This is a genomic window from Kitasatospora sp. NPDC042419 (assembly GCF_056437345.1).
Map to the genome: position 1 here is coordinate 54323 of NZ_JBWKAW010000008.1, position 23544 is coordinate 77866.

Consider the following 23544-nt stretch of genomic DNA (forward strand, 5'->3'; position numbering starts at 1 on the left):
GGGGACGGGCGGCCCGGGAAACGCCGGGAGGCCCCGGGGATCCGCTCCTGCGGATCCCCGGGGCCTCCCGGTTCGGTTCGGCTACGGTCAGCCGAGGTTGGCCAGCGCGTCGTTGAAGGTCTTCGACGGACGCATCGCGGCCGCGGCCTTGGCCGGGTCCGGCTGGTAGTAGCCACCGAGCTCGACCGGCGCGCCCTGGACGGCGACCAGCTCGTCGACGATGGCCTGCTCCTGCTCGCCCAGCGCCTCGGCGAGACCGGCGAAGGCCTGCGCCAGCTCGGCGTCCGCGGTCTGCTGGGCCAGCTCCTGGGCCCAGTAGAGGGCCAGGTAGAAGTGGCTGCCGCGGTTGTCGATGCCGCCGAGGCGACGGCTCGGCGACTTGTCCTCGTTGAGGAAGGTGCCGGTCGCGCGGTCCAGGGTGTCGGCCAGCACCTGGGCGCGGGCGTTCTCCGTGGTGCGGGCCAGGTGCTCGAAGCTGGCGGCCAGCGCGAAGAACTCGCCCAGGCTGTCCCAGCGCAGGTAGTTCTCCTTGACCAGCTGCTGGACGTGCTTCGGGGCGGAGCCGCCGGCGCCGGTCTCGAACAGGCCGCCGCCGTTGATCAGCGGGACGACCGACAGCATCTTGGCGCTGGTGCCCAGCTCCAGGATCGGGAAGAGGTCGGTCAGGTAGTCGCGCAGCACGTTGCCGGTGACCGAGATGGTGTTCTCGCCGCGGCGGATGCGCTCCAGCGAGAACGTGGTGGCCTCGACCGGGGCCTTGATCTCGATCTGCAGGCCGGTGGTGTCGTGCTCCGGCAGGTAGGCCTTGACCTTCTCGATCAGGACGGCGTCGTGCGCACGGGTCTCGTCCAGCCAGAAGACGGCCGGGTCGCCGGAGACGCGGGCGCGGGTGACGGCCAGCTTCACCCAGTCGCGGATCGGCAGGTCCTTGGTCTGGCAGGAGCGGAAGATGTCGCCCGGCTGGACGGCCTGCTCCAGGACGACGTTGCCCTCGGAGTCGACCAGGCGGACGGTGCCGGCCGCGGCGATCTCGAAGGTCTTGTCGTGGCTGCCGTACTCCTCGGCGGCCTGGGCCATCAGGCCGACGTTCGGGACGGAGCCGATGGTGGCCGGGTCCAGGGCGCCGTGGGCGCGGCAGTCGTCGAGGACGGCCTGGTAGACGCCCGAGTAGCTGCTGTCGGGCAGCACGGCCAGGGTGTCGGCCTCCTGGCCGTCCGGGCCCCACATGTGGCCGGAGGTGCGGATCATGGCCGGCATCGAGGCGTCGACGATGACGTCGCTCGGGACGTGCAGGTTGGTGATGCCCTTGTCCGAGTCGACCATGGCCAGGGCCGGGCCGTCGGCCAGCTCGGCGTCGAACGAGGCCTTGATCTCGGCGCCGTTCTCCAGCGCGTCGAGGCCGGCGAGGATGCCGCCGAGGCCGTTGTTCGGGTTCAGGCCGGCGGCGGCGAGCGCCTCGCCGTACCGGTCGAAGGTCTTCGGGAAGAAGGCGCGGACCACGTGGCCGAAGATGATCGGGTCGGAGACCTTCATCATGGTGGCCTTGAGGTGGACCGAGAACAGCACGCCCTCGGCCTTGGCGCGGGCGACCTGGGCGGCCAGGAACTCGTGCAGGGCGGCGACGTGCAGCACGGAGGCGTCGACGACCTCGCCGGCCAGCACCGGGACGGACTCGCGCAGCACGGTGGTGGTGCCGTCCTCGGCGAGCAGCTCGATGCGCAGCGAGCCGTCCTCCGCGATCACGGTGGACTTCTCGGTGGAGCGGAAGTCGTTCTCGCCCATGGTGGCGACGTTGGTCTTGGAGTCGGCCGACCACGCGCCCATGCGGTGCGGGTGGGTCTTGGCGTAGTTCTTGACCGACGCGGGGGCGCGGCGGTCCGAGTTGCCCTCGCGCAGGACCGGGTTGACGGCGCTGCCCTTGACCTTGTCGTAGCGGGCGCGGACGTCCTTGTCCTCGTCGGTCTGCGGGTCGTCCGGGTAGTCCGGCAGCGCGTAGCCCTGCGCCTGCAGCTCGGCGACGGCCGCCTTCAGCTGCGGGATGGACGCCGAGATGTTCGGCAGCTTGATGATGTTGGCGCCCGGGGTCTTGGCGAGCGCGCCCAGCTCGGCGAGGGCGTCGCCGATCCGCTGGCCCTCCTCCAGACGCTCCGGGAAGCTCGCGATGATCCGCCCGGCGAGGGAGATGTCGCGCGTCTCCACCTTCACGCCCGCCGTCGAGGCGTACGCCTGCACGACCGGCAGGAACGAGTACGTTGCCAGGGCCGGCGCCTCGTCGGTGTGCGTATAGATGATGGTCGAGTCAGTCATCGGTACTCCGCTTCACGTCTCCAACGTCTTGACGTCAAGATATCTCGTGATCGGCCCTTTGCTCCACCTACCCCCGGTCCGGATGTGCGAGGAGGTGTCCGGATCGAGGGCTGCGGTCGGGACGGCGGTCAGCTCCACGGTCGTCCCGGCGCGCGCCCGGGGCAAGCCGAGCGCGCGGCCGGCTAACGGCGGGTGGCGTCGCGGACGGCGGTGAGGGCGGCCTGCCGTGCGTCGAACTCGGCCTGGTCGGCCAGGAACCAGAGCTGTCCGCCCCGGTTGCTCTCCCGGACGAAGTCGCGCAGCGCACTGCTGCGCGCGGTGTGCCGGGAGATGTCGCCGACGATCGCGAGCCCGACCCGGTAGGTCGCGAACTTCTGCACGATGCCGCCGGCGATCCGGGTGCTCAGGGTGAAGAACTCGTCCGGGAAGCGTTCGGCCGGGACGACCGCCCACGCCGCGTCGCAGCCGAACGCCTCGCCGATGACGTCCATCGCGGCGGCCTCGTCGTGGATGGCCGGGCCCTCGGCGGGCAGCCGCAGGGCGGTGGGCGGAGCGGCGGGAAGGGGGACGGGGGCGGGGACGGGGGCGGGGACGGACGGGGAGGCGGACTCAGACATGGCGGTTCTCCGTGGTCAGTGTGTGGATGACGGCGAGCAGCTCGGCCGTGTCGGCCGGATCGCCGAGGATGATCACCTTGAGCGTCGCGCGTTCCTCGTTGTGGTAGGACTCCACCCGCGTCGGGACGGCGTTCCCGCGCGGGCCGGAGACCAGCGCGACGAGGGTGTTGGACAGCCGGACGGCCTCCCGGGTGCCGATGCCGTCGATCTGGACGACGGTGGACGCCTCGACGTGCAGCGGGCCGGGCTCCGGCGCCGCCGGTTCCTCGGATTCGGCGCCGACCCCGGCTCCGGCTCCGGCTCCGGCGAAGGACTCGAAGTCACGGCGGGCGATCCGGTACTGCTTGCCGATCCTGGTCGCCCGGAGGCGGCCGTCCCGGACGTAGCCGCGGACCGTCCGCACGTGCAGGCCCAGCAGTTCGGCCACCTGCTCCACCGAGTAGTACTCCGGCACCGGATGCCTTCCGATCGACGACTCCTTACGTCCGCAAACTACCATGAGATGGGGACGGATAGGGAATGATAGGGAGTGCCGTCCGATGAGCGGTGCAGCCGACCGTCAGGACTCCGTCAACGCAGCGCCGCATTCGGTCAACGCTGCGTCAGGACGGCGTCCGGGCGCCCGGTGCCGCCCTAGCGTCGGAGGAGCAGTTCCGGCAGGCCCCTCCACCACTCGGGAGCACCCGCATGGCCCGCGTCGTCGTCTGGCACGTCCCGGTCACCGTCACCGGACGGACCACCGCTCTCCGCCTCTTCCGTCTGCGCGACGGCCGCCGCTGCGCGGTCGGCTTCAGCTCCTCCGCCGCACTGGCCGAACTGCTCGGCGCCGGGCAGGCCGCCGTCGAGCTCGGCGAACCGGCGCTGCGCGCGCTCACCGCCCCGCTCGGCGTCGGCGAACCGGTCCTGGACCCGCGCCTCGTCGCGCCGCCGGTCACCCGAGGCGCGTCCCGCCCCTCCGTCACCGACCGACCGGCCGCACAGCTCCAGCGCCGGTGAGCGCCCTCCACCTCGTCCCCGGTGCGCCCGGGCCCGAGGAGGCCCGCCCGCTGCTGGCCCTCGCCCGGGTGAGCTTCGGCCCCGTCCCGCTCGACTTCGACCGGCTGGCCGCGGAGCTCCCCGCCGTCCAGAGCGGCCTCGCCCTGGCCGGCGACGCCGACCTCGAACTCCGGCTCGCCTGCACCGGCCCGGACGAGTTGCGCGCCGTCTCGACCGCGCTGCTGCGCGCCGGGGCCGCCCACGTCCACGTCGACCTGGTGCTCCGGTCGCTCGTCCCGGGCCAGCCGGCGCTCCGCTCGGTGCCCTGAGGGCCCGCGCCCGGCCCGCGCCCCGGCCCGTGCCCCGGCAGCAGCGGGGCGCGGGCCGCCGGGGCACCGGCCGCGCCCCGCTACGCGGTGCTGCGGGTGAGGGCCGCGACGGCGGTCAGCAGCAGCGCCGAACCGGCCGGCAGCGCCGGGGTGAGCGGCTCGCCGAAGCAGGCGACGCCGAGCACCGCGGCGGTGGCCGGTTCGAGCAGCACCAGGACGGCCGCGGTGGCCCCGGGCACGACCGTCAACCCGGCGAAGTACCACCGATAGGCGAAAAGGGTCGGCACGGTGCCGAGGAACAGCAGCGCGGCGGCCGTCGGCAGCGGCTCCCCGGCGGAGGGCAGCACACCGCCCTCCGCCACCGCGAGCGGCAGCAGGCAGAGCAGTCCGGTGGCGAACGCCCCGGTCAAGGCGCGCGCCGACCCGCCGCCGCGCGCCCAGAGCGTCAGCCCGCTCTGCCCGGCCCCGGCCAGCACCGCGAGCGCCACCCCGAGCGCCGGGCGCGGACCGGCCGCCGGTGCGGCCACCAGCAGCGCGAGCCCGCCGAGCGCGAGGACGATCGCGGCCGACGCCCGGCCGGACAGCCGCTCGCCGAGCAGCAGGTGGGCGCCGAGGCTGGTGAACACCGGCCCGGTGCCGATGGTGACCAGGGTGCCGAGACCGAGGCCCGCGTACTGGACCGAGCCGAAGTAGGCGCACTGGCTGACGGCCAGTCCGAGCCCGGTCAGGACGGCCGCCCGGCACGGGGCACCGGCACACCGCCCCCGGGCCGTGCGCCGCAGGGCGGGCAGCAGGGCGAGGCAGCCGGCCGCGACGGCGAACCGCCAGGAGCAGACGGCCACCGGGCCGATCCCTCCGGTGCGCAGCAGCAGGGCCGCGACGGCTCCGCCCACGCCCCAGGCGACCGCGGCGGCCGAGATGGACAGCAGGCCGTGCCGGACCGGCACGGCGACATGTGTGGTCATGCGTTCGTTCTCCACGACGGGGTGCCGGGCGGGGCCCGGCCGGATGAGGTCCACCGGTGACGCGGGCGGCGCTCATCGGCCCGGTGGCGGCGGGCCGCCGGGCCGGGCTGTGCGTGGAGGGGCCGCCCGCTAGCGGACGGGCGGCGGCAGGATCCGGGAACACATGGGGGCCACCCTACGCCGCGGACCGACCCGGCCCCGGCCCGGCGGCGGAACGGCAGGGCGGCGGGACGGCAGGGCGGCGGGCCAGGAGGCGGCGGGGTGGTTCAGCCGATGCCCTGGCGGTCCGGGCGCAGGGCGAAGGCGCGGACCTCCGGGTCGGTCAGCTGCTCGGCCACCGCACGGTCCAACAGCGCGCGCTGTTCGAGGAGTTCGGGCCGGCGGCCGGGCGGTGTGATCCGCAGCAGGTCGTCCAGGGCGGCGGCCAGCCGGCGGGTGACCTGGGGGTGTCCGGCGCCGCAGAGGCGGACCTCGGTGAAGGCGAGGTCGACCATGCACCGCCAGTCCGGCACCGGCTCGACCAGGCGGACCGCGCCCTGCCGGTCCCGGTAGCAGAGGTCGCCGAAGCTCTCGTGCACCAGCATGGCCAGCAGCTGGTGGATCCGGTCGATCGACTGCACGGCGGTGGTCGGGTCGTTGACGGCCGGTGAGAGCGCGCGGATCGCGATGTCGACGAGCTGCCGGAAGCCGAAGCTGAGGTCCTGGTACATGGTGCGGTCCACGCCCACGTCGAGCGCCCAGGCGATCCGGCGCGGGCGCGGCGGCCGGGCGCCGGCGACCCGGACCACCGGCGTGCCGGGGGCGATGAAGTCGCCGATCCGGGGCACCAGGTGGAGCACCGCGTCGTGCTTGCGGGCGATCCGCAGCAACCGCCCGATGTTGACGTCGCGCAGCACTCCGGAGCGGCCCTCGTGCAGCACGGTGAACGCGTCGTCGGGGACGGCGGGCGGCGCCGGTTCGGGCGGCATCAGCCGGTACTGGAGCAGCGCGTCCACCGATTCGCGCGCGACCCGGTCGATCACGTGGGTCACCCGCAGCAGCCGCGTGGTGGCCTGCACGTACAGCACGAACAGGCCCATGCTGAGCAGGACCAGCAGGACGGCCACCACGCCGGAGAAGACCGGGACGGAGGTGACCTCCGCCGGGTCGGTGGAGTCGTCGTAGCTGAACTGGACCAGCAGCGCGAACAGGAAGGTGGCCAGGCAGGCCGAGAAGGTCGCCTTGGTCAGCCGGCTGCGGACGTAGAGCCGCAGGACCCGCGGGGAGAACTGGCTGGCGGCCATCTGGAGGGCGACCAGGGAGATCGAGAACACCACGCCGATGAACGTGAGCATCGCCGAACTGACCGTCGACACCACGGACTTGGCCGCGCTGTTGAACCGCATCAGCTCATCGGCCGAGCCGGACTCGGCGACGCTCTGCGAGACGGCCGCCTCGTCCAGCTCGGCGGTCAGCCCGGCCAGCAGCAGGGCGGCGAGGCAGGCGAGCAGCGGGGCGAACCAGAACGACTCGCGCAGGTGCTCGCGCAACGGCGACAGCGATCGGTGGTGGAACTGCGCGCGGGGCCCGGCGGGGCGGTCGGTCATCGCCCCAGGTTAGGTACGGCCGGCTCCGGCGGGCGGGCGCGCCACGCGGCGGCATCGATATGCGGCGAACGCCATTTCTATGAATCCATCGGACGTCCATATTGCACGACTCCGAAGCGAAGCTCAATTCGCGCTCAAATACCGAAACTACCCGTCGGTCACGTAACGGGTGCATGAACAGAGGGCCTCCTACCTGCGGGAATATCCCGCGAAGTAGGTAAACATTCAGTAATGAAATCTGTGCAGAGGTCTCTGAATACGCCTACTGTGTGGCAACTCTTTGCGCCCCGGCCGCCGGGGCCCCCTCACCACAGAGAGACCGCGCATGGCATCCCTCAACCAGCTCTCCCCGCCCGGCACCAGTGCCGGACCCGACGGCGGAGCCACCACCCACCGGTCGCTCCGCCGCGAGATCGGCCTGATCGGCCTGATGTGGGCCTCCGTCGGCTCGATCATCGGATCGGGGTGGCTGTACGGCGCCAAGAACGCCGTCGTCGTCGCCGGACCGGCGGCGCTCATCTCCTGGGGCATCGGTGCGGTCGCCATCGTCCTGCTCGCCTTCGTGCACGCCGAACTCGGTGGCATGTTCCCGGTGGCGGGCGGCACCGCGCGGTACCCGCACTACGCCTTCGGCGGCCTGGCCGGCATGTCCTTCGGCTGGTTCTCCTGGCTCCAGGCGGCGACCGTGGCGCCGATCGAGGTCGAGGCCATGATCGGCTACGCCGGTCACTGGGAGTTCGCCAAGGGCCTCCTCAACGACAACGGCACCCTCACCCCCAGCGGATTCGTCGTCGCGGTGCTGCTGATGGGCCTCTTCGTCTCGGTGAACTTCCTCGGCGTCCGGGTCCTCGCCCGCACCAACAGCGCCACCACCTGGCTGAAGATCTTCGTCCCGCTGTTCGCGATCTTCGTCCTGGCCGTGACCAACTTCCACGGCTCCAACTTCACCTCGCACGGCTTCGCGCCGTTCGGCATCAAGGGCGTGCTGACCGCGGTCAGCGCCAGCGGCATCATCTTCGCCCTGCTCGGCTTCGAGCAGGCGATCCAGCTGGCGGGCGAGAGCAAGAACCCCAAGCGCGACATCCCCCGCGCGGTCCTCGGCTCGGTGGCCATCGGTACCGTCATCTACGTGCTGCTCCAGGTCGTCTTCATCGCCGCCCTGCCCGCCGCCTCCTTCGCCGACGGCTGGGACAAGCTGGACTTCCCCGGCATCGACGGCCCGTTCGCCGGCCTCGCCACCCTGGTCGGCCTCGGCTGGCTGGCCTGGGTGCTGTACTTCGACGCCATCGTCTCCCCCGGCGGCACCGGCCTGATCTACACCACCTCCACCTCGCGCATCGCCTACGGCCTCAGCAAGAACGGCTACGCGCCGCAGCTCTTCGAGCGCGTCGACAAGCGCGGTGTGCCGTGGTTCGGCCTGGTCATGTCCTTCGTCACCGGCGTCATCTGCTTCCTGCCCTTCCCGAGCTGGCAGGAGCTGGTCGGCTTCATCGTCTCCGCCAGCGTGCTGATGTACGCCGGCGCGCCGCTGGCCTTCGGCGCGCTGCGCCGCCGGCTGCCCGCCCGCGAGCGCTCGTACCGCCTGCCCGGCGGCGCGGTCATCGCCCCGATGTCCTTCGTGGTCTCCAGCCTGATCATCTACTGGTCCGGCTGGCACACCCTGTCCCGCCTGGGCATCGCCATCGTCATCGGCTACGTGCTGCTCGGCAGCTACGCCCTGTACGCCACCCGCAAGGGCCTGCCGAACGCCCCGCGGATGGACTGGCGGCCCGCCCAGTGGCTGCCCGCCTACCTGCTCGGCCTCGGCCTGATCTCCTGGCAGGGCGGCTTCGGCGAGGGCACCGGCCGCATCCCGATGTGGTGGGACATGGCGGCGGTCGCGTCCTTCTCGCTGGTCGTCTACTACTGGGCGATCCGGGTCGCGCTGCCCGCCGAGGTGATCGAGCAGAACATCGAGGACGTCGAGGTGGTCGACGCGGGCGGCCACTGACGCCCCGCCACATGCCTCGACGCAGTCGAAGGACGGGCCCGCCGGTCGACCGACCGGCGGGCCCGTCCCGTTCGTCGGGCGGGGGCCGCTACAGCGACAGCACCTCGCGCAGCGCCCGCTCCACCGCCGCCTCCGGGTCGTCGGCCGCGCCCTCGGCCCGCCAGGCGACGAACCCGTCCGGCCGCACCAGCACCGCGCCGTCCGGGCGCACCCCGTGCAGCGCGGCGAAGTCGGTGCCCGGCTCGGGCGCCAGGTCGTCGTCGACGCCCTCCCCGATCCGGTACGCGTCCAGCGGGACGGCCAGCCGGTCCGCGGCCCGCCGCGCCGCCGCGTGCCAGGACCCGCCCTCCGGGCCGGTCAGCAGCACCATCGCCTGCTCGTACAGGTCGAGGGTGGAGAGCCGGACACCCGCGCGCAGCAGCCACTGGTGCGGTGCCCGGCTGCCCGGCTCGCCGGCCGACTCGAAGGCCTCCGGCACCACCGGGCCGTCCGGGTCGGTCCCGGTCACCGCGCCCGACCGGTAGCGGTAGCCGAGCGCCACCGACAGCACGCCGGCCTGCCGGCCGACACCGGGCACCACCGCGTACCCCGGGTGGCTGTGCTCGGCCGACCGGGCCGAGGCCCGCTCGCCGGTCACCCGGGCGACCGGGCGCCGCTCGCTCCCGTACGTCTCCAGCAGGCCCGGGCCGGCCCAGCCGCAGAGTGCCGCGGCCAGCTTCCAGGCCAGGTTGTGGGCGTCCTGGATGCCGGTGTTGGACCCGAACGCCCCGGTCGGGGACATCTCGTGCGCCGCGTCCCCGGCCAGGAAGACCCGCCCGGCGGAGTAGCTGTCGGCCACCCGCTCGGCCGCGTGCCACGGGGCCTTCCCGGTGACCTCGACGTCGAGCTCCGGCACGCCGACCGCGGCCCGGATGTGCCGCACGCAGCGCTCGTCGGTGAACGCCTCCAGCGGCTCGCCGTGCTCGGGGTGCCAGGGCGCGTGGAACACCCACTCCTCGTGGTTGTCCACCGGCAGCAGCGCGCCGTCCGCCTCCGGAGCGGTCAGGTAGCAGGCGATGAAGTGCCGGTCGCCCACCACCTCGGCCAGCCGCTTCGCCCGGAAGGTGATGCTCACGTTGTGGAACAGCTCGCCCTTGCCGCTCTGGCCGATGCCCAGGGCCTCCCGGACCGGGCTGCGCGGGCCGTCCGCCGCGACCAGGTAGTCGGCCCGCACCCGCCGCTCCTCGCCGGTCTCCCGGCTGCGCAGCAGCGCCGTCACGCCCTCGGCGTCCTGCTCGAAGGAGATCAGCTCGGTCGAGAACCGGATGTCCGCACCCAGCTCGCGGGCGGAGCGCAGCAGCACCGGCTCCAGGTCGTTCTGGCTGCACAGGCACCAGGCGCTCGGGCTGAAGCGGGCCAGCCGCCCGCCCGGGTCGATCTCGCGGAACAGCCACTCCTGCTCCTCCCCGGTCAGCGACGGGGCCTGCAGGATGCCGTGGTTCGGTGCCAGCACCGAGGCCGCCTCGCGGATCGCCGGCTCGATCCCGGCCACCCGGTACAGCTCCATCGTGCGGACGTTGTTGCCTCGGCCACGCGGGTGATGCGAGGTGTCGGCGTGCTTCTCGACCAGGAGGTGTCTGACACCCAGTCGGCCCAGGAAGAGCGAGGCCGACAGCCCGACCAGCGAGCCGCCGACGATCAGGACCGGCACCCGGTCGTCAACCTTCGGATTCATCAATTGCTCCAGCCTGTACGGGGGTTCGGGGCCCTGATGCGGGCTCGGAGCCGCCCTCGACGGGGCTCTCGGACACAGCGGCCCCGTTCTTCCATCCCCCGCGCCGGGGGCGTTCTGCCGCCGCTTCGCTCGGATGGCCCGCATATCTCGCGCCACCCGTTCCCGCCGCGCACGATCGACCTCAGGCCTGGCGCCGACCCCGACCGGCCGACCGCCACCGCACCGCCCTCCCCCGCCGGAGGCCACCCGGCCCCTCCGGCCCGGAGCCGCCGCACGCGGCCCCCGACGCGTACGGCCCAGAAGCAGAAAGTGGATCATGACGACTCTGTCCGAACCGCCCGCGCGGCAGCACTCCGAATCCGAGACCCGCCTGCGGGTGGTGCTGATGCTGGAGATCCAGGACGGCGCCCAGCAGCGCTTCATGGACGTGTACGAGCAGCTCCGCCACCAGGTGGCCGGCGTCCCCGGCCACGTCAGCGACCAGCTCTGCCAGTCCATCAACGACCCCCGGCAGTGGCTCATCACCAGCGAGTGGGAGGACCAGGAGACCTTCCTGGAGTGGGTGGACAGCCCGGCCCACCGGGAGATGGTCAAGCCGATGCACGGCTGCGTCAGCGACACCTTCCGGTCGCTGCGCTACACCATCCTCCGCGAGACCTCGGCCGCCGGCGCCACCGGCACCCGGGCCCCGCAGGAGGTCCCGGAGGGCCTGCCGCGGACCGCCCCCGTCGGACAGGCCGGCCCGCCCAAGGCCGACCCCGGCCCCGACGGCGTCGTCCGGCACGCCCTGACCTTCACCGTCAAGCCCGGCAGCGAGCCGGAGGTCGCCCGGATCCTGTCCGGCTACACCTCGCCCCGCGCCGAGGTCGACGACACCACCCGGCTGCGCCGCACCTCGCTGTTCATGCACGGCAACCGGGTGGTCCGGGCGGTCGAGGTGATCGGCAGCCTCGGCGACGCGCTGCGGCACGTCGCCATGCAGCCCGAGGTGCGGGCCGTCGAGGAGGCGATCAACCCGTACCTGGAGGAGGCCCGTCAGCTGGGCGATCCGCAGGCGGCGCGCGCCTTCTTCGCCCGGGCCGCGCTGCCGGCCGAGCACCAGGCGATCGCCGGCTCCCCCGCCTCCGGGCGGCTGCACCGGCACGCCGTCCTCTACCCGGTCAAGCCCGGCAACGGCCAGGCCGTGGCCGACCTGCTCGCCGACTACGACAACCTCGCCACCGTCGACCCGACCGGCCCGGTGGTGACCAGCACCGTCTTCCACCGGGACGACGTCGTGGTCCGCCTGGTGGACCTGCGGGTCCCCGCCGAGGCGGACCCGGCGGCGGCGCTCGGCGTCGCCGGCGAGCGCGAGGCCGCCGTCCTCGGCCGGCTGCTCGACCTCGGCTCCGAGGGTGACCTTCGGACCGTCGCCGGACTCAGCGCCTTCCTCGCCGCGCGCGCCATGAACCCGGTCACCGACCGCACCTCCCAGCCGGTCTGACGGAGCGTCAGTACTCGTCGAAACCCGTCGGTGCCCGTCGACACCCGTCGACACCCCGTCGGCTCCGCCGGCTCCCAGGTTCGACCCCGATCACCGATCCCGACATCCGTAAGGAAGAAACCATGTCCACGCAGTACCCACGGATCGTGCACGTCTCCGAGGCGCCGGAGAACCGCCGGCGCGGCGGCGACCTGCGCGCCATGCTCACCCCGGCCACCTGCGGCGCCACCAGCGGGTTCATGGGGCTGGCCATCGTGCAGCCCGGTGAGCGGATCGGCGAGCACTACCACCCGTACTCCGAGGAGTTCGTCTTCGTCGTCTCCGGCGACCTGGAGGTGGACCTGGACGGCGAGACCCGGGTGCTCAAGCCCGAACAGGGCCTGATGATCCCGATCGACATGCGCCACCGGTTCCGCAACGTCGGCGACACCGAGGCCCGGATGGTCTTCCACCTCGGCCCGCTGGCGCCCCGCCCCGAGCTCGGCCACGTCGACACCGAGGAGACCGAGCCGGTCGGCACCTCCGCCCCGCCGGAACACGCCAAGGTGGCCTCGTGAACCGGCGACGGGTCGCCGTCACCGGAATCGGCGTGGTCGCGCCCGGCGGAGTCGGCGTCCCGGCGTTCTGGGACCTGCTCACCTCCGGGCGGACGGCGACCCGGGGCATCACGCTCTTCGACCCCACCGGGTTCCGCTCCCGGATCGCCGCCGAGTGCGACTTCGACCCGGGCGCCCACGGGCTCGGCCCGGACGAAGTCCAACGGGCCGACCGCTACGTCCAGTTCGCCATGGTGGCGACGGACGAGGCGGTCGCCGACTCCGGGATCGACCTGGCCGCCGAGGACCCGTGGCGGATCGCCGTCTCGCTCGGCACCGCCGTCGGCGGCACCACCCGGCTGGAGCACGACTACGCGCTGGTCAGCGCCGGCGGCGCCCGCTGGGACGTCGACCACCGGCACGCCGAGCCGCAGCTGCACCGGGCCTTCGCGCCCTCCACGCTCGCCTCGGCGGTCGCCGAGCGGACCGGCGCCCGCGGCCCGGTGCAGACCGTCTCCACCGGCTGCACCTCCGGCCTCGACGCCATCGGGTACGCCTTCCAGACCGTCGAGGAGGGGCGCGCCGACATCTGCATCGCCGGCGCCTCCGACTCGCCGATCTCGCCGATCACCGTCGCCTGCTTCGACGCCATCAAGGCCACCAGCGAACGCAACGACGACCCGGCGCACGCCTCCCGGCCGTTCGACGCCCACCGCGACGGCTTCGTGCTCGGCGAGGGCGGCGCCGTACTCGTCCTGGAGGAGCTGGAGCACGCCCGTCGGCGCGGCGCCCGGATCTACGGCGAGATCGGCGGCTTCGCCACCTTCGGCAACGCCTACCACATGACCGGCCTCACCCAGGAGGGGCTGGAGATGTCCCGGTCGATCGACCACGCACTCGCCCACGCCCGGGTCGAGCGCACCGACGTCGACTACGTCAACGCGCACGGCTCGGGCACCAAGCAGAACGACCGGCACGAGACGGCGGCCGTCAAGCGCTCGCTCGGCGAGCACGCCTACCGGACGCCGATGAGTTCGATCAAGTCCATGGTCGGGCACTCGCTCGGCGCGATCGGCGCGATCGAGGTGGTCGCCTGCACCCTCGCGCTCGACCGCGGGGTGGTTCCGCCCACCGCCAACTACGAGACACCCGACCCGGAGTGCGACCTCGACTACGTACCGCGCACCGCGCGGGAGATGCCGCTGCGCCACATCCTCTCGGTCGGCAGCGGGTTCGGCGGATTCCAGTCCGCCGTCGTGCTCACAAGAACGGGGTGAGATCCATGACGTCACGTCAGCAGAACCGCCGGGCGGTGATCACCGGCCTCGGCGTGGTGGCGCCGAACGGCGTGGGGGCCGACGCCTTCTGGAAGGCCACCAGGCAGGGCGTGAGCGTCCTCGACCGGATATCCCGCGAGGGCTGCGGGGACCTCCCCCTGCGCGTCGCCGGCCAGGTGCGGGACTTCGACCCGGCGGCCGCCATCGACAGCCGCTACCTGGTGCAGACCGACCGCTTCACGCACTACGCGATGGCCGCCGCCGACCAGGCGGTGGCGGACGCCGGGTACGTCCCCGATCCGGAAGACCCGTACGCGGTCGGCGTGGTGACCGCGGCCGGCTCCGGCGGCGGCGAGTTCGGCCAGGGCGAGCTCCAGCAACTCTGGGGCAAGGGACCGCAGTTCGTCGGCCCCTACCAGTCGATCGCCTGGTTCTACGCCGCCAGCACCGGCCAGGTTTCCATCCGCGGCGGCTACAAGGGCCCGTGCGGGGTGGTCGCCAGCGACGAGGCCGGCGGCCTGGACGCCCTGGCCCACGCCGCCCGGGCCATCGAACGCGGCACCGACGCGGTGGTGGCCGGCGCCGCCGAGGCCCCGCTCGCCCCGTACTCGATGGTGTGCCAGCTCGGCTACCCCGAGCTGAGCCTCTCCGACCGGCCCGACCGGGCCTACCTGCCGTTCTCCCCCGCGGCCAACGGCTTCGCGCCCGCCGAGGGCGGCGCGATGCTGCTGCTGGAGGACGAGCGGACGGCCCGCCGGCGCGGGGCCGCCGTCCGGGCGTACATCGCCGGACACGGCGCCACCTTCACCGGGGCCTCCCGCTGGGAGGCCTCCCGGGAGGGCCTGGCCGCGGCGATCCGGATCGCCCTCGAAGAGGCCAGGATCTCGCCGGAGGAGGTCGACGTGGTCTTCGCCGACGCCCTCGGCGTCCCCGCCGCCGACCGCGCCGAGGCGCTCGCCCTGGCCGACGCGCTCGGCCCGTACGCCGAACGCGTCCCGGTCACCGCACCCAAGTCCGGTACCGGCCGGGCCTACTGCGGCGCACCGCTGCTGGACACGGCCGCCGCCGTACTCGCCATGGAGGACGGTGTCCTGCCGCCCACCCCCAACGTCACCGAGGTCGGACACGACCTGGCCCTGGTGACCGGGCGCGCCCGGCCGGCCGAACTGCGCACCGCGCTGGTGCTCAGCCGCGGGCTGATGGGCTCCAACTCCGCGCTGCTGCTGCGGCGCGGCGAACCGGAGGCCTGACCCGCGCGCGCCGCCTCTCCGGTTGTCCGAAAAGCTCCACCGCTCCACGGCTCTACCGCTGCACCGGTCACACGGCCGTCCGTCCGTCCGTCGGTTCAACCGCTCGACTGCTCAACCGCAACTCGCTCGCTATGAAAGGGACATCCCGTGAGCAACCCCCTCAGCTATCCCGAACTCGCGACGCTCATCCAGGCCCGGGCCGGCGTCGCCGTCGACCCGCTCGACCTGGAGCGCCCCGGCGCCAGCTTCGACGACTTCGGCGTGGACTCCCTCGGCCTGCTCGGCGTGGTCGGCGAGTTGGAGAACCGGCACGGAGTGAAGGTCACCAACGGCGCGGAGTCGGCGAAGACCCCTTCCGAGTTCCTGGAGCTGGTCAACTCCGTCGTCACCGCGAAGGCGGGTGCCTGAGATGGCCGGACACACCGACAACGAGATCGTCATCGACGCACCGCTCGACCTGGTCTGGGAGATCACCAACGACCTGGAGAACTGGCCGCAGCTGTTCAGCGAGTACGCCTCGGTCGAGGTGCTGGAGCGGGACGGCGACCGGGTCACCTTCCGGCTGACCATGCACCCCGACGACGACGGGAAGGTGTGGAGCTGGGTCTCCGAGCGCACCACCGACCGGTCCTCGCTCGCGGTCCGCGCCCGGCGGGTCGAGCCCGGCCCGTTCGAGTTCATGGACATCCGCTGGGAGTACGCGGAGGTCCCGTCCGGCACCAAGATGCGCTGGGTGCAGGACTTCTCGATGAAGCCGACCGCGCCGGTCGACGACGACGGCATGGTCAACCACATCAACCGCAACTCCCGGATCCAGATGCAGCTGATCCGCGAGAAGGTCGAGAAGAGGGCCGCGGAGCTGTGAGCACGACGCCTCCCCTCACCACGCAGACGCACCGCGCGCTGATCGTCGCCCGGATGAAGCCGGACGCGGCCCGGGGCATCGCCGAGGTGTTCGCCGAGTCCGACCGGGGCGAGCTGCCCCACCTGATCGGCGTCACCGGGCGGAGCCTGTTCCAGTTCGGCGACGTGTACCTCCACCTGATCGAGGCGGACCGGCCACCCGGCCCGGCCGTCGCCCAGGTGGTCGGCCACCCGGAGTTCCGGGCGGTCAGCGACGCGCTCACCGCGTACGTCCAGGCGTACGACCCGGCCACCTGGCGCGGGCCGAAGGACGCGATGGCGCGTGAGTTCTACCGCTGGGAGCGCACCGGCTGAGCTTCCGGTGGTGGCAGTCGAGCGGACACCCCGTCGGCCGGAGGCCTGCGGGGTGTCCGCTCGCGCGGGGTGGGGCGGGGTCGGGCGTGGTCGGGCGGGGTGGGGCGTGCCGGGAGGGAAGGTGGGGTGTGCGGCGGGGTGTGCGGGGACGGCGGTCGGGCGGTCAGCCGGTCGGCGCGGTCGGTCCGGTCGGCCCGGTCATGGCGGCGAGTACGGCGCGCCAGTCCTCGCCGGGCTCGGGGCCGAGCAGGTCGGCCAGCGCGTCGGCGCGGTAGCGCCAGGGGCGGCGCAGCTCGGGGTCCGCGTCCCCGGACTCGACGACGGCAGCGGACGAGCCGAGCAGGCGGACCAGTTCGGCGGTGAAGTCCGCCCAGGAGACGTGCCCGCTCACCGCGTTGACCACCCGGCCGGGTGCCCGGGTGGTGCAGCCCGTGACGGCCCGGGCGAGGGCCGCCGAGTGCACCCAGCTCGCGCCGTACCAGTCGTGGCCGCTCTCCGCTGCCGGCGGTGGCAGGGTGATCGGCCGGCCCGCCAGGGCGTCCTGGTAGAGCGCGCCGGTGGCTCCCCAGCGGAGCTGGTCGCGCAGCCGCCGGTGCGGGCCCCAGACCAGCGGCGATCGGACCACCGTCCCGGGCCCGCGGCCGTCGGCGGACTCCAGGAGGATCCGCTCGCACTCCAGCTTGGCCCGCCCGTAGGGGCTGACCGGTTCGACGGACGGCCCGGCCTCGGGGACCTCGCCCGGCGCGGGGCGCCCGTACGCGTCGATGCTGCTGACGAAGACGAAGCCGCCCTCGCCGCGCCGGCCGTCGACCAGGGCGCGCATCGCGGCGATGTCGACGTCGTGCTCGGTGAAGGTGCAGGCGGAGTGGATGACCGCGTCCACGCCGTCGACGGCCCGGCGCAGGCTGTCCGGGTCGGCGAGGTCGCCCTCCGCGATCTCGACCCCGCTGCGGGCGACCAGGTGCGCGGACTCCGGGCGGACCAGCGCGCGGACCGGGCGGCCCTGGGCGAGCAGCTCCTGGAGGACGGCCGCGCCGACGCCGCCGGTGGCTCCCGTGAGCAGCACGGTGCCGGCCCGGACGGCCGTGCTGCGGCCACCCGTGCTCCGGGTGGCGGAGGCGGTGGAGCGGCGGTCATCCGCGCGGGCGGCGAGGAGGGTGGCCAGGGCCTGCGGCGTGCGCTGTTCGAGGACGTCCAGGCCGGTCAGCGGCAGTCCGGTGGCGGTGCGCAGCCGCTCCGCGAGCTGGACCGCCACCAGTGAGTGGCCGCCGAGCCGGAAGAAGTCCCCGTCCGCCGGCGGGCGCCCGCCCAGCAGCTCCCCGAACGCCGCCAGCACTGCGTCCAGATGGGCCGCGCCCGCGGCGCCGGTGCCGGTGTCTGCGCCTGTTCCCGCGGAGGTGGGCGGCGCGCCGGGGAGGCGGGTGGCGTCGACGGTGCCGTCGGGGCGGCGGGGCAGGGTGTCCAGGAGGGTGACGGCGGCGGGGATCCGGTCGGGCGGCAGGTGTCGGCGGAGGGCGGCGCGCAGTTCGCTGCCGCCGGGTGCGGACGGGCCCCGGACGACGGCGTAGGCGAGGGCCGGCCCGTGGTCGGGGGTGAGTACGGCCGCGTCGGCGACCCGGGGATCGGCGAGCAGGGCGGCGACGGCCGGGTGTTCCGGCCCGCCGGGAGCGGCCGGGGCGGCGGGTGCCGGGGTGTTGAGGCGGGTGCCGGGGAGCTCGGACAGCGGGCGGTCGGCGCCGGTGGCGACGGCCGTGAGCAGGTCGGCGAAGGCGGCGTGCAGACGGCGGGCGGTGGGCTCGTCGAGGGCGGCCGGGTCGTGCTGGAGCAGGCAGCGCGGGTGCGGCCCCTCCTCGACCAGCAGGGTGAGGCCGAACTTGGCGAGCCCGAGGTCGATGTCGACGGCCTCGGCGGAGAGGCCGGGCAGGGCGAGCGGCTCCGGCGGACCGGCCAGGTCGCAGCTGACGGAGAGCAGCGCGGTGCCGTCCTCGCTGCGGGCGGCGGCGCCGAGCCGCTCGACGACCAGGTCGAACGGGACGTCGTGGTGCACCTGTGCGTCGAGCAGCGCCGTCCGGACGGTGGCCAGGACCTCGGCGAAGGTCGGGTCGCCGCCGGGGAGTTCGGCGCGGACGGGCAGGGTGTTGACCTGGAGTCCGACCAGCCGGCGCAGCTCGGGCCGGGCCCGGTGGCCGCCCGCGCAGCCGAGGACGAGATCGGGCTCGCCGGTGGCGGTGCGCAGGGCGGCGAAGGCCGCGGCCAGGACGACGGCGAAGAGGGTGGCGCCGTGCCGGGCACCGAACCGGCGCAGGCCTTCGAGGGTGTCGGCGGTGAGCGGGGCGCTGTGCAGGGCGGCCGACCGCTCCGGCGTGCCGGGCGGTACCGGGCGCAGCAGGGACAGCGGCCGGGCGCCGGCGAGCCGGGCGGCCCGGTCGGCGGCCGCGGCGGCGAGCTCGCCGTCGCGGCCGCGCTCCCAGCGGGCGTAGTCGGCGTACGGGAGTCCGGGGTCGGGGAGGCCGTCCGGGCGGTGCTCCGTGGCCGCCGCGTAGAGGGCTGCGAGGTCGGCGGCGAGGATCGGCAGGGAGCCGCCGTCGACGGCGATGTGGTGGAGCGTGAGGAGGAGGGTGTGGTCCTCGGGGGCGTGCCGGAGGACGAGTGCGCGGAGCACGGGGCCGTCGGCGAGGTCGAAGGGGCGGGCCGCCTCGGCGTGCAGCAGTGCGGCCGCGGTTCCGGGGGTGCTTTCGGCCGCGCCGGTCTCGGCACCGGTGTCCGGGGCGGCTCCGGCGGGCGCGGTTCCGGCGGGCGCGGCTCCGTCCGGGGCGGCCGGCAGTACGGGGAGCGGAACCGGGACGACCGGCCCGGTCTCCTGGTGGGGCCGGTCGTCGCGATGGCCGTAGCGGGTGCGCAGCACGGCGTGGCGGGCGGTCAGCCCGGTGAGGGCGGTGGCGAGCGCGTCGAGGTCCAGCGGGCCGCGCAGGCGGGTGGCGAGCGGCACGTGGTAGCGGGCGCCGCCCTGGCCGAGCCGCTCCATCAGCCACATGCGCTGCTGGGCGTGGGAGAGCGGGGCCGGGCCGGTGGCGTTCGTGCGCGGCACCGGCCCGGTTCCGCGGCCGCCGGCGCCGGCGGTCCGGACGGGCTCGGTGGTGGTGGCGGGGTCGGCGGAGCCGGTGCTGTCGGCGGGGACGGCGGGTGCCCGGTCCGCGGAGGCGTCCGCCACCCGGAGGCGGGCGCGGCGGAGCAGTGCGGCCTGGTCGACGGGAGAGGCCGGTCCGGTCCGGTCGGCGGGGGCGGTCATCGGGTGGACTCCTGGGGGTGGGCGGCGGGCGCGGCGACGGCGCCGTCCGCGGTCTCGGCGGTCTCGGCGGGGGTGGCGGGGGTGGCCGACGCGGCGGACCCGCCGGCGTCACCGGACACGCCGGACACGCCGGGCTCGTCGGGCTCACCGGACGCGCCCGACTCGGCCGCGAGGAGGGCGCTTTCGATCAGGGCGGCCTGGCCGGCCACGGTCGGGTGGTCGAGGAAGTCACCGAGCGGCAGCTCGACGCCGAGGTCCTCGCGGAGGTCGTCGACCACCCACATGGCGAGCAGGGAGTGGCCGCCCTCGGCGAAGAAGTCCGCGTCGGGCTCGGTCACCCGGTGCTCCAGGGCCCGCGACCAGGCGGCGGCCACGACCTGCTGGATCGGGGTGAGCACGGCTCCGGTGCCGGGCCCGGCGGCCGCGCCGGACGCGGGCCGGTCGTCGGCCGCCAGGGCCCGGCGGTCGACCTTCCCGCTGCCGGTGAGCGGCAGGGCGTCCAGCACGGTCCAGGCGGTGGGCACCAGGTGGGCCGGGAGCCGCTCGGCGAGCTGCCGGCGGAGCGCCTCGGGCACCGGACGGGTGCCCTCGGCGGGCACCACGTAGGCGGTCAGCGCGGCGTCCTCAGAGCCGGCCCGGCGGACCACCACCGCGGTCTCGGCGACCTCGGGCAGGCTGCGCAGCGCGTGCTCGACCTCGCCGGGCTCGATCCGGAAGCCGCGGACCTTCACCTGGTCGTCCAGCCGCCCGTGGAACTCCAGAGTGCCGTCGGGGCGCCGGGCGGCGCCGTCACCGGTGCGGTACGCCCGGCCGAGGCCGGGGAGTTCCGCGAACCGCTCGGCGGTCAGCTCGGGACGGCCGAGGTAGCCGAGCGCCAACCGGGCGCCGGCGATCCACAGTTCGCCGCGGGTGCCGTCGGGGACGGGCCGCCGGTCCGCGTCGAGGACGTGGGTGCGGGCGCCGCCGAAGGGCAGGCCGATCGGGACCGGGCCCGTGCAGTCGGCCGGCCGGATGCGGTGCAGGGTGGTGAAGGTGGTGGCCTCGGTGGGCCCGTAGGCGTTGACGAGATCGAGCCATGGGAAGGCGCGCAGCACCGCGTCCGCGTGCTCGGCGGAAAGCGCCTCGCCGCCGACGATCAGCGTGCGCAGGACCCCGAAGATCCGCGAGCGGCGGGCCGCCAGCTGGTGGAAGAGTGCGGTGGTGATGAAGGCGGTGGTGACGCCGAACCGCTCGATGTCGCGGGCGAGTTCCTCGGGGGTGGGGCGCTCGGCGGGCGAGACGGCGACGGCGGCGCCGCGGGCCAGCGGGGCCCACAGTTCGAAGGTGGCGGCGTCGAAGGCGGCGGGCGAGTGGAGCAGGACGCGGTCGCCGGGGCCGAGCGCGATCCCGTCGGGGGCGGTGACCAGGTCGGCGACGGCGCTGTGCGGCACCTGGACGCCCTTGGGCTGCCCGGTGGAGCCGGAGGTGAAGTAGACGAGGGCGACCGCGGCCGGGGCGGGGCCGGCGGGCGTGGTGACTTCGGCGCCTTCGGCGGCTTCGACGGTGCCGGACTCGGCGCGACCGGACTCGGTGAGCGCCAGCGAGCGGTCCGCGGCGAGACCGGCGTCGGCGAGCAGCGTCTTGTCCCCGACGGTCAGCCGGACGCCTGCGTCGTCGAGCATGGCGGTGAGGCGCGGACGCGGGTAGGCGGGATCGAGCGGCACCACGTGGCCGCCGGCCCACCAGACGGCGAGCTGGGCGACGGCCTGGCGGGTCGCGCGGGCGCAGAGCAGGCCGACGGCGGTGCCGGGGCCGACCCCGCGGGCGGCCAGCTCGGCGGCCAACCTGCTTGCCTTGGTGACGAGTTCCCGGTAGGTCAGCGCGGTGGAGCCGTCGGTCACGGCGAGCGCCCGGGGGCTCAGCTCGGCCTGCCGGACGATCAACTCCGGGACGGTGGCGCCGTCGGTGCGCACACCGGCGGGCGCGGTGGCGGCGGATGCGGTGGAGGAGGAGGCGGATGCGGCGGCGGAGGCGAGCGCGGCGGCGGAGGAGGCGGATGCGGCGGCGGAGGTCATGGGGTGGTCCCTTCCGGGCACCCCGGCTGCTGGCCGGGGTGCCCTGCGGCGGCGGTCGGGAGGTGCGGCGGCCCGTCAGCCGGCGGCGACGGCGCCCGGGAGCCGGTCGTCGATCAGCCGGGCGATGGCCCGCAGGTCGGGCTGGCGCAGCAGCAGCGGGGCACGCAGCCGCACCCCGTACTCGTCCTCCAGCGCGGCGAGCAGCCTGGCGGCGGCGACCGAATTCCCGCCCACGTCCAGGAAGTTGTCCGCCGGTTCGAGGTCCGCGCGGCCGAGCAGCCCGCGGCAGAGCCGGAGCACCGTCCGCTCGGTGGGGGTGGCGGCCTCCTCGGGCCCCGGTCCGGCCTGCTGGGCGGCCTCCTCGGCCTTGAGCAGCGCGGCCCGGTCGATCTTGCCGTTGGCGTCGAGCGGGAAGGTGTCGACCAGCCGGACGGTGCCCGGCACGGCCTGCTCGGGCAGCCACGGCCGGACGGCGTCCAGCAGTTCGGCGCCCGTGGGTGCGGGGCCCTCCGGGGCGGGCTGGACGAAGGCGAGCAGCTGGGCCCCGCCGGCCGGGCCGGGGCGGGCGGCGACGGCGGCGCGGCGGACCCGGGGGTCGCGTTCGAATGCGGCCTCGACCTCGGCCGGTTCGATCCGCACCCCGCTGACCTTGACCTGGTCGTCGAGGCGTCCGAGGAACTCGACCACGCCGTCGGCACGCATCAGGACGCGGTCGCCGCTGCGGTAGACCCGGTCGGTGCCCTCGACCTCGTCGGGCGCCGAGACGAAGCGTCGGGCGGTGAGGTCGGCGTCGAGGTAGCCGATGGCCAGGCCCCGCCCGCCGATCCGCAGTTCGCCCGCGTGGCCGCGCGGCACCGGGCGGCCGTCCTCGTCGGTGACCAGGACGACGGCGCCGGGGATCGGGCGGCCGATCGGCGGCGCGTCGGTGCCGTGGTCGGCGCCGGGCGGCATGCTGTGCACGGTGGTGACGACGGTCGCCTCGGCCGGGCCGTAGGCGTTGTGGACGGTGGCGGTGACGTCCGCCCCGGGGGCGCGGCGCAGCCGGTCGCCGCCGACGCAGAGGTGGCGCAGGGCGAGTCCGGCAGGCCAGGGGCGGTCGAGGACGGGTTCGGCGAGCGGGGTGGGCAGCACGCCGACGGTGATGCCGGCCGTGTGCCACCAGTCGGTGAGCGCGGCCGGGTCCCAACGGACGGCGTCGGGGGCGACGCTGAGCGCGGCGCCGGCGGTGAGGGCGGCCCAGAGCTCCATCAGGTGCGGGTCGAAGGCGACGCCGATGAGCAGGCTGTGCCGGTCGCCGGGGCCGAGGCCGGTCAGCTCGCGGTACCACTGCAGCAGCGCGCCGAGCGCGGACTCGGTGACCGCGACGGCCTTCGGGGTGCCGGTGGAGCCGGAGGTGAGCACGGTGTACAGGGTCCCGGCGGGGGCGCGGACGCCCGCGGTGCGGTCGGCGGCGAAGGCCGCGACGGCGCCGGGCGCGCCGGGCGCGTCCAGCGGCCGGTGGAGCCCGTCCCGGTGGGCGGGCGGCAGCAGGGCCGGGTCGCCGATCAGGCAGGCGGGGCGCAGCTGTTCGGCGACGGCCTGGAGCCGGCGCTCGCCCGGGCGCGGCCCGAGCGGCAGGTGGACGGCCCCGAGTCTGGCGACGGCGAGGGTGGCCGCGACCAGGGCCGCGGAGTGGTCCAGGCAGAGGCCGACCAGGTCACCGGGGCGGACGTGCTCGGCCAGGGTGTCGGCGAACTTCTCTGCGAGAGATTCGAGTTCGGCGTAGCTCAGGGTCTGCTCGCCGTCGATCAGCGCCGGGGCGTGCGGGGTGCGGCGGGCCCAGCTGGTGAAGAGGTCGAGCACCGCGCCGTCCTGGTGCGGACGGCCGTAGGCGATACTGACGCCGGACTGCTGCTGCTCGGACTGACGGATCGTCATTGCTGTTCCTCCGTAGGTCGATCGGGCGGTCATCGCG

General features: G+C 74.7%; 19 protein-coding genes. 10 read left to right on the forward strand and 9 right to left on the reverse strand.

Going from position 1 to position 23544, the window contains the following annotated elements; genetic code table 11:
- Window positions 1-87: 87 nt before the first annotated feature.
- The 3 genes from AC067J_RS17835 to AC067J_RS17845 form a co-directional block, all read right to left on the reverse strand.
- Entirely contained in the window at window positions 88-2307 is a 2220-nt protein-coding gene (locus AC067J_RS17835) for an NADP-dependent isocitrate dehydrogenase (RefSeq protein WP_478300187.1), read from the reverse strand.
- Between the two features lie 182 nt (window positions 2308-2489).
- Window positions 2490-2924, reverse strand: a complete 435-nt coding sequence (locus AC067J_RS17840; RefSeq protein ID WP_478300189.1) for a DUF4180 domain-containing protein — start codon at window positions 2922-2924, stop codon at window positions 2490-2492.
- Window positions 2917-3378: a helix-turn-helix domain-containing protein gene (locus tag AC067J_RS17845; protein WP_478300191.1), complete on the reverse strand. Its 462-nt coding sequence runs from the start codon at window positions 3376-3378 to the stop codon at window positions 2917-2919. Before AC067J_RS17845 ends, AC067J_RS17840 begins: the two co-directional genes overlap by 8 nt.
- 233 nt (window positions 3379-3611) lie before the next feature.
- Here AC067J_RS17845 and AC067J_RS17850 point away from each other — a divergent pair, with 233 nt between their 5' ends.
- Both AC067J_RS17850 and AC067J_RS17855 read left to right on the forward strand, forming a co-directional pair.
- Window positions 3612-3920 carry an SAV_915 family protein gene (locus AC067J_RS17850; protein WP_478300193.1) on the forward strand — a complete coding sequence of 103 codons (309 nt, stop codon included), beginning with the start codon at window positions 3612-3614 and terminating at the stop codon, window positions 3918-3920.
- Window positions 3917-4228, forward strand: coding sequence for a hypothetical protein (locus AC067J_RS17855; RefSeq protein WP_478300195.1), 312 nt, complete (start codon window positions 3917-3919; stop codon window positions 4226-4228). The genes AC067J_RS17850 and AC067J_RS17855 overlap by 4 nt, the downstream gene beginning before the upstream one ends.
- A gap of 80 nt (window positions 4229-4308) precedes the next feature.
- On the opposite strand, the gene AC067J_RS17860 is transcribed toward AC067J_RS17855, so the two are convergent.
- Window positions 4309-5193, reverse strand: coding sequence for a DMT family transporter (locus AC067J_RS17860; RefSeq protein ID WP_478300196.1), 885 nt, complete (start codon window positions 5191-5193; stop codon window positions 4309-4311).
- Between the two features lie 266 nt (window positions 5194-5459).
- Window positions 5460-6779, reverse strand: a complete 1320-nt coding sequence (locus tag AC067J_RS17865) for a DUF2254 domain-containing protein (RefSeq protein WP_478300198.1) — start codon at window positions 6777-6779, stop codon at window positions 5460-5462.
- A gap of 325 nt (window positions 6780-7104) precedes the next feature.
- Here AC067J_RS17865 and AC067J_RS17870 point away from each other — a divergent pair, with 325 nt between their 5' ends.
- Window positions 7105-8769 (forward strand): APC family permease, encoded by a 1665-nt coding sequence (locus tag AC067J_RS17870; RefSeq protein WP_478300200.1) that lies wholly within the window; start codon window positions 7105-7107, stop codon window positions 8767-8769.
- 88 nt (window positions 8770-8857) lie between these two features.
- Here the strand turns inward: AC067J_RS17870 and AC067J_RS17875 are convergent, their stop codons facing one another.
- Window positions 8858-10483 (reverse strand): FAD-dependent oxidoreductase, encoded by a 1626-nt coding sequence (locus tag AC067J_RS17875; RefSeq protein WP_478300201.1) that lies wholly within the window; start codon window positions 10481-10483, stop codon window positions 8858-8860.
- Window positions 10484-10799: 316 nt separating this feature from the next.
- Between AC067J_RS17875 and AC067J_RS17880 the strand changes: the two genes are divergently transcribed.
- The 7 genes from AC067J_RS17880 (at window position 10800) to AC067J_RS17910 (ending at window position 16247) form a co-directional block, all read left to right on the forward strand.
- Window positions 10800-11966, forward strand: coding sequence for a SchA/CurD-like domain-containing protein (locus AC067J_RS17880; RefSeq protein WP_478300203.1), 1167 nt, complete (start codon window positions 10800-10802; stop codon window positions 11964-11966).
- 122 nt (window positions 11967-12088) lie between these two features.
- Window positions 12089-12523, forward strand: coding sequence for a cupin domain-containing protein (locus tag AC067J_RS17885; protein ID WP_478300205.1), 435 nt, complete (start codon window positions 12089-12091; stop codon window positions 12521-12523).
- A complete protein-coding gene (locus tag AC067J_RS17890) occupies window positions 12520-13779 on the forward strand; it encodes a beta-ketoacyl-[acyl-carrier-protein] synthase family protein (RefSeq protein WP_478300206.1) in 1260 nt (419 codons plus the stop codon). The genes AC067J_RS17885 and AC067J_RS17890 overlap by 4 nt, the downstream gene beginning before the upstream one ends.
- Before the next feature lie 5 nt (window positions 13780-13784).
- Window positions 13785-15029 (forward strand): beta-ketoacyl synthase N-terminal-like domain-containing protein, encoded by a 1245-nt coding sequence (locus tag AC067J_RS17895; RefSeq protein WP_478300208.1) that lies wholly within the window; start codon window positions 13785-13787, stop codon window positions 15027-15029.
- Between the two features lie 147 nt (window positions 15030-15176).
- A complete protein-coding gene (locus tag AC067J_RS17900; protein ID WP_478300210.1) occupies window positions 15177-15437 on the forward strand; it encodes an acyl carrier protein in 261 nt (86 codons plus the stop codon).
- 1 nt (window position 15438) lies between these two features.
- A complete protein-coding gene (locus AC067J_RS17905; RefSeq protein WP_478300212.1) occupies window positions 15439-15894 on the forward strand; it encodes an SRPBCC family protein in 456 nt (151 codons plus the stop codon).
- Window positions 15891-16247: a TcmI family type II polyketide cyclase gene (locus tag AC067J_RS17910; protein ID WP_478300213.1), complete on the forward strand. Its 357-nt coding sequence runs from the start codon at window positions 15891-15893 to the stop codon at window positions 16245-16247. The genes AC067J_RS17905 and AC067J_RS17910 overlap by 4 nt, the downstream gene beginning before the upstream one ends.
- Before the next feature lie 163 nt (window positions 16248-16410).
- Here the strand turns inward: AC067J_RS17910 and AC067J_RS17915 are convergent, their stop codons facing one another.
- The 3 genes from AC067J_RS17915 to AC067J_RS17925 form a co-directional block, all read right to left on the reverse strand.
- Window positions 16411-19536, reverse strand: coding sequence for a condensation domain-containing protein (locus AC067J_RS17915; protein ID WP_478300215.1), 3126 nt, complete (start codon window positions 19534-19536; stop codon window positions 16411-16413).
- Complete coding sequence (locus AC067J_RS17920) at window positions 19533-21590, reverse strand: amino acid adenylation domain-containing protein (protein ID WP_478300216.1); 2058 nt, start codon at window positions 21588-21590, stop codon at window positions 19533-19535. Before AC067J_RS17920 ends, AC067J_RS17915 begins: the two co-directional genes overlap by 4 nt.
- Before the next feature lie 75 nt (window positions 21591-21665).
- Entirely contained in the window at window positions 21666-23507 is a 1842-nt protein-coding gene (locus AC067J_RS17925; protein ID WP_478300218.1) for a non-ribosomal peptide synthetase, read from the reverse strand.
- Window positions 23508-23544 lie beyond the last annotated feature (37 nt).